The organism is Streptomyces sp. NPDC046881, assembly GCF_040645015.1.
GTDB lineage: Bacteria > Actinomycetota > Actinomycetes > Streptomycetales > Streptomycetaceae > Streptomyces.
On sequence record NZ_JBEYXJ010000026.1, the window covers coordinates 1 to 17,005 of the forward strand.

The 17,005-nt window shown below is 72.9% G+C and carries 18 protein-coding genes and 1 pseudogene; 8 read left to right on the top strand and 11 right to left on the bottom strand.

All coding sequences use genetic code 11. The features are described 5' to 3' along the window. The first annotated feature begins 103 nt into the window (after positions 1 to 103). The 3 genes and pseudogenes from ABZ923_RS15335 (at position 104) to ABZ923_RS15345 (ending at position 3,242) form a co-directional block, all read left to right on the top strand. A complete protein-coding gene (locus ABZ923_RS15335; RefSeq protein ID WP_361471125.1) occupies positions 104 to 976 on the top strand; it encodes a GNAT family N-acetyltransferase in 873 nt (290 codons plus the stop codon). A 685-nt stretch (positions 977 to 1,661) separates the two neighbouring features. Further along, a pseudogene (locus ABZ923_RS15340) lies at positions 1,662 to 2,175 on the top strand (FAD-dependent monooxygenase); the annotation flags it as partial. Between the two features lie 206 nt (positions 2,176 to 2,381). Next, entirely contained in the window at positions 2,382 to 3,242 is an 861-nt protein-coding gene (locus tag ABZ923_RS15345; protein ID WP_361471127.1) for a Bax inhibitor-1/YccA family protein, read from the top strand. A gap of 56 nt (positions 3,243 to 3,298) precedes the next feature. Here the strand turns inward: ABZ923_RS15345 and ABZ923_RS15350 are convergent, their stop codons facing one another. Beyond that, entirely contained in the window at positions 3,299 to 3,529 is a 231-nt protein-coding gene (locus ABZ923_RS15350; protein ID WP_361471129.1) for a DUF4287 domain-containing protein, read from the bottom strand. 99 nt (positions 3,530 to 3,628) lie between these two features. Between ABZ923_RS15350 and ABZ923_RS15355 the strand changes: the two genes are divergently transcribed. Continuing rightward, a complete protein-coding gene (locus ABZ923_RS15355; protein ID WP_361471131.1) occupies positions 3,629 to 3,940 on the top strand; it encodes a hypothetical protein in 312 nt (103 codons plus the stop codon). Positions 3,941 to 3,948: 8 nt separating this feature from the next. Here the strand turns inward: ABZ923_RS15355 and ABZ923_RS15360 are convergent, their stop codons facing one another. The 3 genes from ABZ923_RS15360 to ABZ923_RS15370 form a co-directional block, all read right to left on the bottom strand. Continuing rightward, a complete protein-coding gene (locus tag ABZ923_RS15360) occupies positions 3,949 to 4,731 on the bottom strand; it encodes a hypothetical protein (RefSeq protein WP_361471237.1) in 783 nt (260 codons plus the stop codon). A 292-nt stretch (positions 4,732 to 5,023) separates the two neighbouring features. Next, positions 5,024 to 6,241, bottom strand: a complete 1,218-nt coding sequence (locus ABZ923_RS15365; protein ID WP_361471133.1) for an acetyl-CoA C-acetyltransferase — start codon at positions 6,239 to 6,241, stop codon at positions 5,024 to 5,026. A gap of 132 nt (positions 6,242 to 6,373) precedes the next feature. After that, positions 6,374 to 7,393 carry an SGNH/GDSL hydrolase family protein gene (locus tag ABZ923_RS15370; RefSeq protein WP_361471135.1) on the bottom strand — a complete coding sequence of 340 codons (1,020 nt, stop codon included), beginning with the start codon at positions 7,391 to 7,393 and terminating at the stop codon, positions 6,374 to 6,376. A 160-nt stretch (positions 7,394 to 7,553) separates the two neighbouring features. Between ABZ923_RS15370 and ABZ923_RS15375 the strand changes: the two genes are divergently transcribed. Beyond that, positions 7,554 to 8,945 carry a cystathionine beta-synthase gene (locus ABZ923_RS15375; RefSeq protein WP_361471137.1) on the top strand — a complete coding sequence of 464 codons (1,392 nt, stop codon included), beginning with the start codon at positions 7,554 to 7,556 and terminating at the stop codon, positions 8,943 to 8,945. 330 nt (positions 8,946 to 9,275) lie between these two features. Here ABZ923_RS15375 and ABZ923_RS15380 read toward each other — a convergent pair whose 3' ends face one another. After that, a complete protein-coding gene (locus tag ABZ923_RS15380) occupies positions 9,276 to 10,112 on the bottom strand; it encodes a helix-turn-helix transcriptional regulator (RefSeq protein ID WP_361471138.1) in 837 nt (278 codons plus the stop codon). A 148-nt stretch (positions 10,113 to 10,260) separates the two neighbouring features. Here ABZ923_RS15380 and ABZ923_RS15385 point away from each other — a divergent pair, with 148 nt between their 5' ends. Beyond that, the gene (locus tag ABZ923_RS15385) at positions 10,261 to 11,022 is read left to right on the top strand and encodes an SDR family oxidoreductase (protein WP_361471140.1); all 762 of its coding nucleotides are present in this window, start codon (positions 10,261 to 10,263) and stop codon (positions 11,020 to 11,022) included. Between the two features lie 16 nt (positions 11,023 to 11,038). Here the strand turns inward: ABZ923_RS15385 and ABZ923_RS15390 are convergent, their stop codons facing one another. Next, positions 11,039 to 11,488: a hypothetical protein gene (locus ABZ923_RS15390; protein WP_361471141.1), complete on the bottom strand. Its 450-nt coding sequence runs from the start codon at positions 11,486 to 11,488 to the stop codon at positions 11,039 to 11,041. 256 nt (positions 11,489 to 11,744) lie between these two features. Between ABZ923_RS15390 and ABZ923_RS15395 the strand changes: the two genes are divergently transcribed. After that, complete coding sequence (locus ABZ923_RS15395; RefSeq protein ID WP_361471143.1) at positions 11,745 to 12,587, top strand: MurR/RpiR family transcriptional regulator; 843 nt, start codon at positions 11,745 to 11,747, stop codon at positions 12,585 to 12,587. A gap of 123 nt (positions 12,588 to 12,710) precedes the next feature. Beyond that, positions 12,711 to 13,265 (top strand): hypothetical protein, encoded by a 555-nt coding sequence (locus ABZ923_RS15400; RefSeq protein WP_361471238.1) that lies wholly within the window; start codon positions 12,711 to 12,713, stop codon positions 13,263 to 13,265. A gap of 7 nt (positions 13,266 to 13,272) precedes the next feature. Here ABZ923_RS15400 and ABZ923_RS15405 read toward each other — a convergent pair whose 3' ends face one another. The 5 genes from ABZ923_RS15405 to ABZ923_RS15425 form a co-directional block, all read right to left on the bottom strand. Then, positions 13,273 to 13,647, bottom strand: a complete 375-nt coding sequence (locus ABZ923_RS15405) for a hypothetical protein (RefSeq protein ID WP_361471145.1) — start codon at positions 13,645 to 13,647, stop codon at positions 13,273 to 13,275. Positions 13,648 to 13,658: 11 nt separating this feature from the next. Next, a complete protein-coding gene (locus tag ABZ923_RS15410; RefSeq protein WP_361471147.1) occupies positions 13,659 to 14,138 on the bottom strand; it encodes a roadblock/LC7 domain-containing protein in 480 nt (159 codons plus the stop codon). A 31-nt stretch (positions 14,139 to 14,169) separates the two neighbouring features. Continuing rightward, on the bottom strand, positions 14,170 to 14,982 hold the full coding sequence (locus ABZ923_RS15415) for a transcriptional regulator (protein ID WP_361471148.1): 813 nt from the start codon (positions 14,980 to 14,982) through the stop codon (positions 14,170 to 14,172). Further along, positions 14,979 to 15,362, bottom strand: a complete 384-nt coding sequence (locus ABZ923_RS15420; RefSeq protein WP_361471149.1) for a hypothetical protein — start codon at positions 15,360 to 15,362, stop codon at positions 14,979 to 14,981. Before ABZ923_RS15420 ends, ABZ923_RS15415 begins: the two co-directional genes overlap by 4 nt. A gap of 179 nt (positions 15,363 to 15,541) precedes the next feature. Next, positions 15,542 to 16,912, bottom strand: coding sequence for a diaminopimelate decarboxylase (locus ABZ923_RS15425; RefSeq protein WP_361471151.1), 1,371 nt, complete (start codon positions 16,910 to 16,912; stop codon positions 15,542 to 15,544). Positions 16,913 to 17,005 lie beyond the last annotated feature (93 nt).

A 17,005-nucleotide genomic window follows, 5' to 3' on the forward strand; every position in this document is an offset into this window, starting at 1 on the left:
CAGTATTCACTTGTGTTGTGCTTGTTGCGTTCGTCCGGCCGCGCCCCCTTGATTGTTGGGGGCGGGGCCTGCGGCGTCTGGTCGACGTGAGTAGCGTGCGGTCATGCGCTTCTCCTGGGACCTGATCGCACCCGTGATGCCCGTGCCGTACGTGCCGACCCTCGGCCCCGTCCGCCAGGACGACCCGCTGCCCGACCTCTTCGAGGCGGTCGTCGAGACCGCGGGCACCGACCGCTTCCTGCCCTACGACAAGGACCAGCGATGGTTCGAGAGGAAAACCGAACACGTCATGGCCGACGCCATCGAGCACGACCGGCACCTGACCCTGATCCCGACGCTCGCCGAGCGGGCCGGGGGCGTAGTCAAGGTCCACGTGTACGGGTCGGCTCCGGACAGCCTGTCGGCCGGCTCCGACCTGGCCCGCAAGCTCGCCGCCGTCCACGGCGCGAGGCAGGCCCGCGTGGTGTGGTTCCTCGGCCCCGACCAGCCCGAGGCGTACGCCCGTGGCGTCGGGACGCGGGTCCAGCTCAAGGAGTTCACCGGCGGCCCCGGCGAGGCCCCCGGCGTCCAGGTGGTGGAGTACGACCAGCTCGACGAGCCCGAGCGGTTCGGCGTCTTCGCGGACCTGATGGCGGCCGACGGCTTCGCGTTCCTTCACGAGCAGATGGTCGACAGGGCCGTGGGTCCGGTGCTGTGCGTCCTCGACGAGGGGGCGGTGGCCGGCGCCATCGGCCCGATGGAGACGATGACCGACGCGGTAGGGCGCGAGAGGCTGCTGCCGCAGTACTTCGGCGTCCTGCCGCAGTACCGGGGCGTCGGCTACGGGCGGGCGCTGTGGCGGGCGGCCATGCGCTGGGGCCAAGAGCACGGCGCCGACTACCAGTTGCTCCAGACCGAGGTCGGCGGCGCCTCCGACCGGCTGTGCACGGCCGAGGGTCTGACGTCCCTTGGGTTCGTCAACCAGAAGGCTGCATGAGCGAACAGATGCACGGTCGCATGGCTCTGGGATGCTGGGGAACACGGGCGGGTGTCCTCAACCCCTCCCGGTAACCGGACCTTTGTGTGCAAGATAGTTGTCCACGAAAATGGTTGGCTTTGGGAATGAACTCGCCGTGCCCCGTGCGCGGTGGGGCGGCTCTGGCCCTTGCTCCGCAGGCAGGTCCACGAGTCGCTAAGCGAGTCCGGCACCCCTTGCTCCGCAGCGAGGCGCCGGACTCGCGGAGGTGGGCCCGGCAGACCTAATGCCGGGCCCACCGTTTATTCGGCGACCTCCATCGCCTGGATGCGCCCGCGGTGTGCAACCGGCCAAGATTGTTCGGTGAATGGCTGAGACGCGAGCGGTCCCGTTGCGCGCCGACTCGCCCGTCCTAGCAGGCCGCGTGAGGGTGCGCCAGAGCGTGCGCCAGTTGGCGCACCAGACCGTCACAAGGCGTGGAGATGCGGGGGGATGTGTGAAAGTGCGGGAGCATTCGACGAGGTCACAGCATCGCCGCAGGTCAGAGGGCGTTCCGGGTCAGGTTCAAGTCCGGCTCCGGGCACCTTCCGCCATCGGCGTCACCCCCCTCAGAGCACCGAATCACCGCACGACCGTTGGCACTCGGCTCCATGCGGTCGGAAGACTCACGCCCGAGCCGGCGAAGGAACGTTCACTCGGCGGCCGGTTGCTGCTGGCGCGGTTGCTGCATCGGGGCGGGGTAGAGGCGGTCGTCCTGGAGAGCCGCGACCGGGGGTACGCCGAGCGGCGGCAGCGGGCCGGGATCCTGGAGCAGGGGACGGCCGACGCGCTGCGCGCCGTCGGGGCCGGGGAGCGGATGGACCGGGAGGGACTGCGGCACGACGGGATCGAGCTGCGGTTCGGCCGGCGCCGGCACCGCGTCGACTTCCCCGCGTTCACCCGAGGGGGTGGAGGGCGACCGGGTGCGGATCCCCTTCCGGCACCAGGGGCGCGAGGACGTGCTGAGTGCGACTACGCCGTCGGCTGCGACGGGTTCCGGGGGCTCGCAAGCCTTCCCGGCCGGGATCTCCCGGGTGTCCGAGCGGTCGTCCCCTACGCCTGGCTCGCCGTCCGTCTCCCGGCTCTACCTCCAGGTGCCCCCCGGAACGGAGGCCGGGCGGTGGGGCGACGAGGAGATCCGGGACGAGCTGGAGCGGCGGTTCGAGACGGGCGACGGCTGGTGGCATGTCGGAGCGCATGGGGGTGACCGACTTCCGGGTGATGGCCCCGCACGGTCGGCCGTCCGTCCGTGGCCGGGAATCAGTCGTCCGCGTAGCGTGTTGCGCAGCACGGCAGGGGAAAGATCCTCCTCAAGTATCACGTCGATCCTTTGCCAATCCATTACCCTTGAGGCCAAGGCTGCACTCGGCAGCCATGGAGGAGTGAAATGAGGAGCAGCAACCCGGTCTTCTCGCGACGGGGGTTCAGCCGCGACAACGGCTACGCCGGCTTCAACACCGCACCGCAGGCCGGGTACGCACAGGGCAACCCCTACGCGCAGAACCCGTACGCGCAGAACCCCTACGCGCAGACGGACGCCCCGTACGGCGCCCCGCCCCAGGCCCCGGTCACCACCGACCGGATGACCATGGACGACGTCGTCGTCCGCTCGGCCCTCACGCTCGGCACGGTCGCCGTCGGCGCCGTCCTCGCCTGGGCGCTGCTGCCGGTCTCGGGCACCAGCTACGGCCTGGCCATCGGTGCCGCGCTGGTCGCGTTCGTCCTGGCGATGGTCCAGAGCTTCAAGCGCACCCCGTCGCCCGCGCTGATCCTGGGGTACGCGGCGTTCGAGGGTGTCTTCCTCGGCGTCTTCAGCGAGATGTTCAACAGCCGGTGGAGCGGCGCGCCCTTCCAGGCGGTGCTCGGCACCATGGCGGTCTCCGGCGCCACCCTGCTGGTCTACAAGGCCGGCTGGATCCGCGTCACCGCGCGCTACGCCCGCATCGGCATCGCCATCGCGATCGCCTTCATGGTGGTCATGGCGATCAACCTGCTGCTGGTCGCCTTCGGCGTCGCCGAGGACGGCGGCCTGCGCAGCTTCGGGCCGCTCGGCGCGCTCGTCGGCATCATCGCGATCCTGCTCGGCGCGTTCTTCCTGACCCTCGACTTCAAGCAGATCGAGGACGGCATCGCCTACGGCGCCCCGCGCAACGAGTCCTGGCTCGCCGCGTTCGGTCTCACCATGACCCTGGTGTGGATCTACGTTGAGATGCTGCGGCTGGTCGCCATCTTCAGCAGCAACGACTAGCGCGTCCGCCGGTCACCGGCAGGGCCCCGGGCGATCCGCCCGGGGCCCTGTGCCGTTCAGAGCAGCTTGCGCGCCGCCCTCCTCAGGTCGTACTCGTGCACGATCGCCTTCGCGTGGCCGTACGCGAGGTCGTACTCGTGCCGGAGCCAGCTGACCTTCTCCTCGAAGCGGAACAGGGACGGGCCTTCTTCGACGGTGCGCAGCCAGTCGGAGACTTCACGACCGGTGCAGTGGGGGATGCGGGCGAGCAGATTGCGGTGGGTCTCCTCGGAGAAGACGTGGGACATCGGCGCCTCCGAACACAAAGGGGATGTAAGCCGGTCCTTCAGGTCACCGTGCCTGAGCGTTCGCGTATTGGCAACAGTGCGGCACGTTACGCTCGGCGCGTGGTTGATACGACGCCCTTGGCCCAAGCAGTGGATCACTTCGCCGACCGGTTGCGGGCGGCACCGCAGAGCCGGCTGCAACGGAGCGCTGCCGCGGAGGCGCTGGCGCTGGCCCGGGAGTTGTCCGCGTGGGCACAGCGGGTGGAGTCGCCCGGGGCCGAGCCCCGGGTGATGCCGGACGCGGGGATGTTCGCCGCCGCCGACCAGATCCTCGTCGCCGCGCACGACCTGGAGGTCGTGCTGCAGAGCGACGATCAGGTCGCCGAGGCCGTGCGGCTGGTGGAGGAGGCGCGCGCGAGGGCGGGGGTCTGAGACCGCCCTCAGAGGGACGCGATCACCCGGTCGGCCAGGATGTACACGGTCTCCTCGCCGCACGCGAACGTCAGCGTGTAGGCGCCGGAGATGCCCGAGCCGCCCAGCAGGTACGGGGCCTCGCCGGACTCCAGGGCCGCCGCCAGGCGTTCCGCCGTCTCTCGGTGGCCCGGGGTCATGCACAGGGTGGTGCCGTCGGCGAAGACGTAGACGTCGAGGGTGCCCAGCGGGCCGGGGCGGACGTCGGAGAGTTCGACGCGCCCGGCGGCCAGCTCCTCCAGCGCGGTCACCGTGCGCTCGTGGTCGTTCACGGCCGGCGACTGCACCGGGACGAAGTCGGGGTGCGAGGGGTGCCGGCGGCGGGCCGCGGCGAGTTCGGGGGACTCCCCGGCGAACTCGTCGGTGTCGCCGCCCGGCTCGGACACCGGCTCCAGCGGCTCCAGACCGGCGAAGTCCGCCTGCCGGGGCAGGAACACGTCGGCCTCGGGCAGACCGAACAGCGTGGGCGCGTCGGAGGCGTCACGCGCCTCCTGCGCCGCCCAGAAGGCGCGCGCCTCGGCCAGCTCCCGCTCCCGCTCCTCGGCGAGCGCCTCGGCCACGGCCGCGCGTATCCGGTCGGCGTCGGCGCTGGTGCGGGCGCCCGGCAGGGGGACGTGCGCGGTCGCGGCCTGGTTCTCCGCGAGCTGCCGCTGGAGCTCCGTCAGCTGCCTGCGCAGCTTCAGGACGGTGCGCAGGACGGCGACGCCCACGGCGCCGGTGGCTGCCGTGGTGAGCAGCAGGGCGATCGGCATGGCGCTCACTGACATACTCCCGGTTCAAGGTCGACCCCCGCCTTCCTACATCAGCTTGAAGGGCGGACTAACCAGCTGTCAGTGCGTAACGTCACGAAACGGACAGGACTTTGGCTTCGTGGTTTCGTCGTGCGCCATGCTGACCCGCGCTGACCTGCACCGATGTGCCGGGCGAGCGAGATAGGTCACATCCTGGGGGAGATTGGATCACGGAAAGGCCCAGAACCTTGGCGTTTCCTCGGTTCTGGGCCCTTCTGCCACGTAAAGTGGCCGATTCGCTACGGGCGGTGGGTCAGCTGAGGCGCTCGATGACCATCGCCATGCCCTGGCCGCCGCCGACGCACATCGTCTCCAGGCCGAACTGCTTGTCGTGCCACTGCAGCGAGTTGATCAGGGTGCCGGTGATGCGGGCGCCCGTCATGCCGAAGGGGTGGCCGACGGCGATGGCGCCGCCGTTGACGTTCAGCCTGTCGAGGTCGATGCCCAGCTCCTGGTACGAGGGGATCACCTGGGCGGCGAAGGCCTCGTTGATCTCGACCAGGTCGATGTCGCCGATGGTGAGGCCGGCGCGCTGGAGGGCCTGCTTGCTCGCCTCGACCGGGCCGAGGCCCATGATCTCCGGGGAGAGACCGGAGACACCGGTGGACACGATCCGGGCGAGCGGGGTCAGGCCCAGCTCGCGCGCCTTGGTGTCGGACATGATGACGACCGCGGCGGCACCGTCGTTGAGCGGGCAGCAGTTGCCGGCCGTGACCAGCCCGTCCGGGCGGAACACCGGCTTCAGGCCCTCGACGGCCTCCAGGGTGACCCCGGCGCGCGGGCCGTCGTCCTTGCTGACCACCGTGCCGTCGGGCAGCGTCACCGGGGCGATCTCGCGCTCCCAGAAGCCGTTCTTGATGGCTTCCTCGGCGAGGTTCTGCGAACGGACGCCGAACTCGTCCATCTCCTGGCGGGTGATGCCCTTGACGCGGGCCAGGTTCTCCGCGGTCTGGCCCATCGCGATGTACGGGTCGGGCAGCAGGCCGTCCTCGCGCGGGTCGTGCCAGGTCGTGCCCTCCTGCTGGGCGACGGCCTCGGTGCGGGCCTGCGCCTCGGCGAACAGCGGGTTGTAGGTGCCCGGCATGTCGGAGGTGCCGTTGCGGTAGCTGGAGACCATCTCGACACCGGCCGAGATGAAGACGTCGCCCTCGCCGGCCTTGATGGCGTGCAGCGCCATGCGGGAGGTCTGCAGGGAGGAGGAGCAGTAGCGGGTGACCGTGCAGCCCGGCAGGTGGTCCATGCCCATCTGCACGGCGACGATCCGGCCGAGGTTGTGACCCTGCTCGCCGCCGGGGAGGCCGCAGCCGAGCATCAGGTCGTCGATGTCCCGCGGGTCCAGCTCGGGGATCTTGGCGAGCGCCGCCTGGACGATCGTGGCGGCCAGGTCGTCGGGGCGCAGGTCCTTCAGGGAGCCCTTGTTCGCGCGGCCGATGGGAGAGCGGGCGGTCGAGACGATGACGGCTTCGGGCATCACGGCTCCAGTGGAAGGGGGTTGGGCAGGGCCGGTTGGGAAGTTACCCGGCCGTACTTGAGAGGTCATCGGTGTCGGGGTGTGACACTGACCGCACTTTCTAAGCGCTTGCTTGGCTGTAGGGGGAGCCGGTCAGAGCGACGGGGTCGCCGGCTCGGCCTCGGGGACCCGCCGCCGGCGCCGCCGCTTCAGCAGCGCCCAGGGACCCCGCGGACCGGTGGGCATCGCCGCCGTCACCTCGGTACCGGCCTCCGACGCGGCCTCGGCCGCCGCCCGGGCGACCGGCAGGAAACCCTCGCGGCGCGACACGTCCGGCCGCTCCTCCTCGGCCGGCCACAGGCCCAGCGCCGCGCACACCGTCGGCAGCACCGCCATCGCCGCCGTCGCGTACCCCTCCGCCGAGGGGTGGTAGTTGTCCGGCCCGAACAGCTCCCGCGGGTTGGCCTCGAACTCGGGACCGAGCAGGTCGCCCAGCGACACCGTGCGCCCGCCCTGCTCCACCACCCCGATCGTCTGGGCCGCCGCCAGCTGCCGGGACGTCCGCCGGGCCAGCCAGCGCAGCGGCTGCTGCACCGGTTCGATCGTGCCCAGGTCGGGACAGGTGCCGACCACCACCTCCGCGCCGGCCGTGCGCAGCCGGCGTACCGCCGCCGCCAGGTGCCGTACCGAGCGGGTCGGCGGCATCCGGTGGGTCACGTCGTTCGCGCCGATCATGATCACGCAGATGTCCGGGACGGGGGACGGGGACGACAGCACCAGGGCCACCTGCCGGTCCAGGTCGTCGGACCGGGCCCCGGGCGACGCCACGTTCCGCAGTTCCACCGGCCGCTCCGCCACCGCCGCCAGCCCGGAGGCCAGCAGCGCGCCCGGGGTCTGGCCCGCCCGGTGCACACCCTGCCCCGCCGCCGTGGAGTCGCCGAGCATGGTCAGGCGGAGGGGTGGTTCGCCGGGGATGTCGTACGCGTGGCCGTACACGCCGTCGGCCACCGGCACCCGGCCGCTGCTGCCGTTGCCCACATGGCGCCGCGCCAGCCGCAGCTCCGCCAGCACCAGACCGACCACGGCCGCGCCGGCCAGTCCGACCCCGCCGCCGCCGTAAGCCGCCCCGGCCGCGATACGCCGGGCCACCCGTGCCCTCGACATGCTCGTCATGCGTCGCCGACACCTCCTCGTAGCCGTACACCCACTCCTTGCCCCGTACGGACCGTGCGTCAATCTCAACGCCCTGTGAACGACCGCGCTCGCCACACCGCTGGCCTTAGGCTGGCGACACCACTACGAACAGTTCTTTTTGCAGCGACCGGAGACAACGGTGCGATACCACGACTCGATGATCAGCCTCGTCGGCAACACCCCGCTGGTGCGGCTCAACAACGTGACCAAGGGCATCCAGGCGACCGTCCTGGCCAAGGTGGAGTACTTCAACCCGGGCGGCTCCGTGAAGGACCGCATCGCCCTGCGCATGATCGAGGCCGCCGAGGAGAGCGGGGAGCTGAAGCCGGGCGGCACGATCGTCGAGCCGACCAGCGGCAACACCGGTGTGGGGCTTGCCATCGTGGCCCAGCAGAAGGGCTACAAGTGCATCTTCGTGTGCCCCGACAAGGTGAGCACCGACAAGATCAACGTGCTGCGGGCCTACGGCGCCGAGGTGGTCGTGTGCCCGACCGCCGTCGCGCCGGAGCACCCGGACTCGTACTACAACGTCTCCGACCGGCTGGTCCGGGAGACCCCGGGCGCCTGGAAGCCCGACCAGTACTCCAACCCCAACAACCCCCTGTCGCACTATCACTCGACCGGCCCCGAGCTGTGGGAGCAGACCGAGGGGAAGATCACCCACTTCGTGGCGGGCGTCGGCACCGGCGGCACCATCTCCGGCACCGGCCGCTACCTGAAGGAGGCCAGCCAGGGGAAGGTGAAGGTCATCGGCGCCGACCCCGAGGGCTCGGTGTACTCCGGCGGCTCCGGGCGGCCGTACCTGGTCGAGGGCGTCGGTGAGGACTTCTGGCCGACCGCCTACGACCGCGGTGTCGCGGACGAGATCGTCGCCGTCTCCGACAAGGACTCCTTCCAGATGACCCGCCGACTGGCCAAGGAGGAGGGCCTGCTGGTGGGCGGCTCCTGCGGCATGGCCGTCGTGGCCGCGCTGGAGGTCGCCTCGCGGCTCGGCCCGGACGACGTCGTGGTCGTGCTGCTGCCCGACAGCGGCCGCGGCTACCTCAGCAAGATCTTCAACGACGAGTGGATGGCCGACTACGGCTTCCTGGAGGACGAGGGCCCCAGCGCCCGCGTCGGCGACGTCCTGAACGACAAGGCGGCCGGTGCCATCCCGTCCCTGGTGCACATGCACCCGGAGGAGACCGTCGGCGAGGCCATCGAGGTGCTGCGCGAGTACGGCGTCTCGCAGATGCCCGTCGTCAAGCCGGGCGCCGGCCACCCCGACGTCATGGCCGCCGAGGTCGTCGGGTCCGTGGTGGAACGGGAGCTGCTGGACGCCCTGTTCAGCAAGCGGGCCTCGCTGGAGGACCCGCTGGAGAAGCACATGTCCGCCCCGCTGCCCCAGGTCGGCTCCGGCGAGCCGGTCGGCGACCTGATGTCCGTGCTCGGCTCGGCCGACGCGGCGATCGTGCTGGTCGAGGGCAAGCCGACCGGTGTGGTCAGCCGGCAGGACCTGCTGGCCTTCCTGGCCAAGGGCGGCAACAAGTAGCGAACGGCCGGTGAACCGCCCGCGACCTCGGGGGACTTGGGGTGCGGGCGGGGTTCGCGCAAGTGGTACGAGCGTGTCACGTGTACGCAGCACCTGCTTAACACGCGTCCGGCACAGTAGTGGGTGTCGGCAGGGAGGGGCTCTCCTCCCGGGCCGGCACCGAACGGCGCCAAGGACCTCCGGAGCGGCTCCCGGACCTCCATGGACGCCACGGACGCGGGGGCCCGGCCTGACCCGGCCCGCGTCCCTCGCGGGGACCGCCGTCGTCCCGCCCCCCGGCAACGGGGGTGCGGCGGTCCCCGCGCAAACCCCCTCCGGCCGGCACCGGCCTCAGACGGTGGCCCAACTCCCCAGCAGCGCCAGGCGCTCCGCCGTCTCCGAGCCGGGTTCCGGGGTGTACGCCACGATCGTCTGCTCCGGGTCCGTCGGGGTCGTCATGGTCTCGTACGGCAGGGTCAGCAGGCCCGCGACCGGGTGCCGTACCTTCTTCACGCCGTACGCGCACTCCCTGACCTCGTGGTCCGCCCACAGCCGGCGGAAGTCCTCGCTCCTGACGGAGAGTTCGCCGACCAGGGCGCACAGCTCGGGGTCGGCGGCGTACCGGCCCGCGCTCACCCGCAGGTGGGCCACCGTCTGGGCGGCGACCGCGGACCACTCCGGGTACAGCTCCCGGCCGGCCGGGTCCAGGAAGACCTGCCGGGCCACGTTCCGCTCGCCCGGGGCCAGCCGGCTGAAGCCGTACACCGCGTCGCCGAGCGCGTTCCAGGCCAGGACGTCCATGCGGCGGCCCAGCACGAACGCCGGGCTGTGCTCCATGGCGTCCAGGAGGAGCTGCACCCCGGGGCGGACCCGGGACGTGCCGGCCGGCTGTCTGCGCTGCCGGCGGGGACGGGCCACCGTACGCAGGTACGCCTGCTCGGTCTCGTCCAGCCGCAGCACCCGCGCGACGGAGTCCAGGACGGCGTCGCTGACGCTCGCGCCCCGGCCCTGTTCCAGCCGGATGTAGTAGTCGACGCTGACGCCGGCGAGCTGGGCCACCTCCTCGCGGCGCAGCCCCGGCACCCGGCGCCGCCCGTGCGCGGGCAGCCCGACCTCCTCCGGCCGGATGCGGGCGCGGCGCGAGCGCAGGAAGTCGCCCACCTCTGCTTCGGTCCAGTCCCCGTTCATGCGCCGATCGTAGGCGAGGGGCGCGGCCCCCATCCTGGTACTGGCAGACCCAGGAAAACCGTATCCCTGGGTACGGCCGCCGGACGCGGCGAGAGTGGTGCCGGCCGCCGGGGAACCGCCCCGGCGCGAACCATCAGGGGGAACACCCATGTCGTACGCGAACCTCTCCGGCCGTACCGCCGTCGTGACCGGAGCCGCCAGCGGGATCGGCGAGGCCGTCGCCCTGCACCTGGCCGCCGGGGGCGCCCGGGTGGCGCTGCTCGCCCGGCGCGCGGACCGGCTCGACGCGCTGGTGGAGAAGATCCGGGCCGAGGGCGGCGAGGCGCTCGCCGTGACCGCGGACGTCACCGACGACGCGTCCGTCGAGGCGGCCCGGGACCGGGTCCACGAGGCGTTCGGCGCCGTCGACCTCGTCGTCAACAACGCCGGTGTCATGCTGCCCAACCCGATCCTGGAGGGCCGGCTCGACGAGTGGCAGCGGATGCTCGACACCAACGTCACGGGCGTGCTGCGGGTCATCCGCGCCTTCGGCGCCGGCCTGGTGGTCGCCGCCGGCGAGGGCCGCACCGCGGACCTGGTGAACATCTCCTCGATCGGCGCCCACATCCCCTTCCCGAACTACGCGGTCTACGGCGCCACGAAGGCCGCCGTCACCTACCTCTCGCAGTCCCTGCGCACCGAGTTCGGGCCGCAGGACGTCCGGGTCACCAACATCGAGCCGGGGCTGACGGAGACCGAACTGAAGACGCACGTCGACAGCGCGGAGCTGTCCGGGCAGCTGGACGGCATGTTCGAGGTGATCGGCGCCCTGGCGGCGGCGGACGTCGCGGACGTCGTCGCCTACGTCACCAGCCGCCCCCGGCACGTCAACCTGCGCCAGATCATGGTGCTGCCGACCCGGCAGGCCTGACGCCCCGGGGGGCCGGTCACCCGTCCCGGGGCGAGCGGTCGCCGCCGCCCCGGCCGGCGAGCAGCTCCGGGTGCAGCCGTACGGCCTGCACCGCGTTGACGCCGACGACGCCGAGCCAGGTGACCACCATCCCGGACAGCCCGGCGAAGGCGCCGGCGATCGAGGACAGCGGGATCGCCAGGACCAGCGTGATCAGGGCGAAGCCGTAGCGCTCGCCCCAGGAGTCGGCCGGCCTCGGCCGCCGGGTCTCGCGTGCCGTCTCCAGCTGCTGCTCGGCCAGCTGCCGCCGCACCCGGCGGTCCACCGTGTCGTCGATCCGCTGTCCGACCTTCTCCAGGAAGGACTCCACCAGCGCCGTGTCGTAGTCGTCGCCCAGTTCCCGGCGGGCCCGCACGGTCGCGTCGAGGTCCTTGCCGAGGTCGGGGTCCGCCCGGAGGGCGGCGTCCCGCGGCTCGCGTGTGGTCATGTCGGTCAGCCTAGGCAGCGGCCGGCTGCGCCGCACTGGGGCCAACCCCCCGGTCCGGGGCCGGACCGGCCACCGCGTCGCCGCGCGCGAGGGCGAGGGCGTCCCGGCTCCGGGCGCCGTGGTCATGCGGTCCCCCCACCCCGGGCTGTATAACGGTATGCAGCGACATACTGCATGAATAGGCGGCCCGTGTTCGTCCATGCCCCGGCGCTGTACTCTCCCGGGGCGTCGAGGAATCCGGAGGGGGAGTTACGTGATGAGCGGGACCGACAGCCCTGCCAACCGATTGCAGGCGCTCTTCGAGGGCCACCGGCTCACGCCGACCCAGCGCCGCATCGCGCACAGCATGGTGCGCCGGGCCGCCGACGTGCCCTTCCTGTCCAGCGTGGAGCTGGCCGAACTGGCCGGGGTCAGCCAGCCTTCGGTGACCCGGTTCGCGGTCGCCCTCGGCTTCGACGGCTACCCCGCCCTGCGCCGGCACCTGCGCGAGGTCGTCCCGGCCGAACCGGCCGCCGAGGCCTCCGCCTACAACGAGTACCAGCAGGCCGTCGAGGCCGAGATCGAGAACCTCAAGCACCTGGCCGAGCTGCTCGCCGACCCGCGCCCGGTGCAGCAGGCCGGCCGGATCCTCGCCGCCTCCCGCCCGCTGCCGGTGCTCGGACTGCGCGCCGCCGCCTCCCAGGCCTACGGCTTCGCCTACTTCGCCGCCAAGGTCCACCCGGACGTCCGGCTGCTCAACGAGGGCGGCACGATGATCCACGACCGCGTCGACGCCGCCGTCCGCGCCGGCGCCACCGCCCTGCTGTGCTTCGCGCTGCCCCGGCACCCCCGCGAGGTCGTGGACACCCTCGCCTACGCCAAGGACGCCGGACTGACCGTCGTCACGGTCGCCGACTCGGCGTTCGCGCCGGTCGCCAAGCACTCCGACCTGCTGCTGCCCGCCGCCGTCGGCACCGGGCTCGCCTTCGACACCGCGTGCGCGCCGATGCTGCTCGGCCGGGTGCTGCTGGAGGCCCTCTGCGACGACCTGCCGGACGCCCAGGCCCGGCTGGAGGAGTTCGACACGAAGGCGGCGGCTCGCGGTCTGTTCGTGGAGTGACCGGGCCCCGCCGCTCTCATGTTCGTCTCACGTTCTGCTATTAGCGTCCCTGCGAGACACATGCGCTGTGGACACGTGACACGGGAGGCCGACGTGGCGCGCGGAGGACAGGGGCTGGCCCGGGTGGCCGTCGTCGTACGGGCGGGCGCCGCCCCGCTGTGGTGGCTCGGCGTGGTCGCCGGGGGCATCGGGACCGTGCCGGAGGGAGTGACCGGGCGCCGGATCGGCGCGCTGGCCGGGGCCGTGCTGTTCCTGGTCGGCGCGGCCGTCGTGGCACTCGTGCGGCGGGGCCGGTACACCGCCCTCGCCCGCGGGGCGGCCCGCGCGGGCAAGTACGACGTCCTGCAGGACCGGGCGGTGACCGTGCGCGTCTGGCGCCGGGGCCACCGCTGGTGGCTGCTGCTGGGCGGGGCGCTCGCGCTCGGCTCCGCCTTCGCGGTGCCCGCGGCCGGCGGCATGCTGCTGGCCGGGCTCGGCACCGGGCTGCGGCTGAAGGCCGCCTGGCTCGGGCGGCTGGAGCGGGCGCGGGAGACGCTGCTGTGGGTGCGCGTCGACTGGCTCGACCGGCGCGGCGGACGCCCGGCGGGCAAGGCCGTGAAGGGCCTGCGCGGTACCGGCGTCGCGGCCGGCGACGCGGCCCCGGGCGGGGCCCGCCGCCGTACCGCCGCACTGGTCTGATCCGCTGTCAGACCTCCAGGTCCTCCTCGATCCGCTTCAGCTGGTGCCGGGCCATCGCCAGGTTGGCCCGGCTGGCGTCGAGGACCAGGTACAGGAACAGACCGTTGCCGCCCCGGCTGCTGAGCAGACGGATCAGGTGGTACTGGTCGGACAGGGTGATCAGGATGTCCTCGATGCCGGCCTTGAGGCCGAGCATCTCCATCGTGCGCATCTTGGCGCGGATCACGTCGGTGTTGCCGGCGGCGGCCACGTTCAGGTCGAAGCTCTTGCTGCCGCCCATCGTGCCCAGCGCCATCCCGCTGGTGTAGTCGACGAGCGCGACGCCGGTGGCGCCCTCGATGGAGGTGAGGGCTTCCTTCAGTGCGGTCTCGGTGTTGGCCATGGTGGTCCCTTTCAGCTGTCGGTTGCGGTGCGTGCCTCGGCGGCCGTGGTGCGGGGCGCGCGGGGGGTGCGGGTACGTACGGGGGTGGTCCTGGGCAGCGGGCGTAGGGCCTCGGCGGCGTCCAGCAGCTCTCCGATGCGGGCGCCGGCCCGGCGGCCCTCCAGGTGCAAGCGGCCGACGTTGACCCGGTCCTGGGCGAGCAGGGTCAGGACGGCGGTGCGGCCGGCCGCGTAGGTGGCGATGTAGCCGCGCTCGCCGCGCACCAGCAGCTCCCGGAAGCCGCCGTGCCCGGTGGCGTCGGCGACCCGCACGGCGACGCCGAGCGCGGCCGCGGTGAGCGCGGCCAGGCCGTCCGGGTCGACGCCGGGGGTGTCGTGGGCGACGACGAGGCCGTCGACGCCGGCCGCGAGGGCGCCGGTGAGCTGCGGCACCCGGGTACGCAGCCGGCGCAGCTCCTCCACGACGGTGCGCAGGTCCTCTTCGGCCACCATCAGGTCTCTCCTCTCGGCGGGGCGGTGCCGTTCAAAGCGCCTCCAGTGCATCCCTGAGCCTCTTCAGCAGCGCGATGTCGGGGTCGGTGGTGACCTGGTAGGGCGGGAGCGGCGGCGGGGCGGGTGCCGTGGACGCGGGTGCGATCTGCCCGGCCGCCGTGAGCCGGCGTACGTCGACCAGCGTGTGGAACGCCTGCCGGCCCAGGTTCCGGGCGATGTCGGCGGCCGTGCGGACGCCGTCCACCCGGTCCAGGACGGCCCGCTGCCGGGGGGTGACCGGTGCGCCCGGGGCGCGGCCGGCGGCCGGGTCCGCGCGGATCAGCGGGGCGCTGTCGGCGGCCGGGTCGGACCACAGCCGGTGCAGCAGCAGCCGGCGGCGCAGCGTCTCGCGTTCCAGCGCGACCACGGGGACCGAGGGCAGCGGGCCGAGGTGGGGCGCGTGGTCGTACCGGAACCGCCCGGGGGTGCTGCTCGGGGCCAGCGCGAAGTACCCGGCGTCGTACAGCGCGTCCAGGTGGCACAGCTCCAGCGCGCCCGTGGGCAGCACCCCGGAGCGCAGCAGGAGTTCGGCCGCGTGCAGCGGGCCCGGGGTCCGGGCCGCGGCCTGCTGCCAGGCGGCGCCCGCGAGCGTGCCGTGGGCCGTGAGGAGCACGTCGAGACCGGGGGCGAGGGGGCTCTCGGCGTGCACCACCCGGCCCTCGGCGAGGTGCAGGACGCCGTGTTCGCGCACCAGGACGCCGGTGGCCCGCTCCTCGGCGAGCCGGGTCAGCATCGGGGACAGGGCGCGGGTGGCCGCCTTGTCCCGCACGGGCAGGGCCGGCTGCGGGGCGCTGATCACGGTCATCCCAGCACCAGCCGTGCGGCCATCTCGCCGAGCCGGATCCGGGCGAGCGCGAGGTTGCCCTCCTCGCGGCCGAGCCACAGGTGCAGGAACACGCTGCTGTCGAAGGACGTGTCCACGAAGCGCAGCAGGTGGTAGCTGTCCCCGTTGCTGATGATCACGTCCTCCACGGGTGGCAGGTCGTCGCCGGCCGCCGCGAAGGTGCCGTGCTCGGCGGCCATCCGGGCCAGTTCGGCGGCCTCGGCGGCGGTCGTCTCGTGGTCGCCGCCGGGCGCCTCCCCGACCGTGCCGAGCGCCAGTCCGCTCGTCCAGTCCACCAGCGCGGCCCCCCGGGCACCGGGCAGCCGCATCGCTTCCAGTAGGCACTCGTCGATTCCGGGCACCGTGGCTCCCCTCCCGCCTGGGACTCCGGTTGAGTGACGCCGACACTACGCAACGTAGACGCGAGGGGTGAGGCCTTTGGCATTTTCCGGTGGAACATGCGTCCGGCGTACTAGTGTGGGTCAACTGACGTGGGTGCCAAGGCGGTTGAACCATTTGTTCGAGTGGTGACCGGGGTCTGTCAACGGCTCCCGGGAGCGCGGAGGGTGGTGAGCGCGGACGCGTGCGCCCCTCCGGATTCGGCCACCACCTCCGCGAGCGTCTGCGGCTCCCGCACGACCGCGAAGGCCGCGCCCCCGGCGCCGTCCGGCACATAGCCGTAGATGCCCGGCCGGGCCAGGGAGTTGTAGGCGTAGTGGTGGGCGAAGCCGTACGCGCCCGTGTCCAGCGCCGCCGCGTAGTCGCCCTGCTCCAGCAGCGGCAGCGCGCGCCCCTCGGCGAGCAGGTCGCCCGAGAAGCAGGCCGGTCCGGCCACGTCCTGCACCACCTCCGGCCCCGTCTTCGGCCGCCCCCCGGCGTCGTACGCGGCGATCCGCAGCGGCCACGTCCCCGGCACGTACACCGTCCGCGCCGCCACCTGCACGCCCGCGTGGGTCACCGCGATCCGCCGGCCGCCCGCGCTCTTGGCGTACTCCACCCGGGCCACCACCGTCCCGTGCCTGGCCAGCAGCGACCGCCCGAACTCGGTCACCAGCCCGTACCGCCCGTCGAACAGCCCCGGCACCCGGCCGGCCAGCTCCCGCGCGTACGCGGCGTACGTGGGCTCGGCCGCCTCCGACGCGACGTCCACCGGCAGCCCGCCGCCGATGTCGATCGTGTCCACCTGCCGCCGCCCCACGGCCGCGTTGATCTCCTCGGCGAGCGCGTACACCTCCGCCACGCCCCGCGCCAGCAGCGGCAGCGGGATGCCCTGCGAGCCGGTGTGCGCGTGCAGCCGGGTCAGCCACGGCCGCTCCGCGTACGCCCGTACGACCCACTCGCGCGCCCCCTCGTCCCGCAGGGCCACCCCGAACTTCGAGGTCCGCGTCGCCGTGGAGGTCGCCCCGATGGTGCCGGCGCCGATCTGCGGGTTGACGCGGAGCCCGAGCGGGGACCGGGCGGGGGCGGAGCGCACGAGGGCGTCGAGCCGGTCCAGCTCCTGCGGGTTGTCGGCGTTCACCGCGACGCCCAGGGCCAGCGCCTCGCGCAGCTCCGCCGGGGTCTTCGCCGGCGAGTCCAGCACCGTCCGGGCGGGCGGCACCCCGGCGGCCCGGGCCAGCGCCAGCTCGCCGGGGCTGGCCACCTCGGCGCCGATGCCCGCCTCGTGCAGCAGCCGCACCACCGGCACCAGCGGGGTCGCCTTCACCGCGAAGGCGTGCAGCACCGGGGTGCCGGGCGCCGTCACGGCGTCGAACGCCGCTCGCAGCGCCGCCGCCGACTCCCGGATCCCGGTGACGTCCAGCAGGCCCGCCACGGCCGCGTCCGGTCCCAGCAGGCCCTGCTCGACGGCCGCACGCACCGCCTGGTCCCGCCGCTCCGCCCGCTCCCGGGCCCGGCCGTCGATGTCCGCCATGGATCTCCCCGTCCTGTCTCGGCTACCGGTGCTTCCAGCCAAACACCCGCCGTACGCGGACGCGGCCCTCCCGCGTATTGACTAGCTCTATTC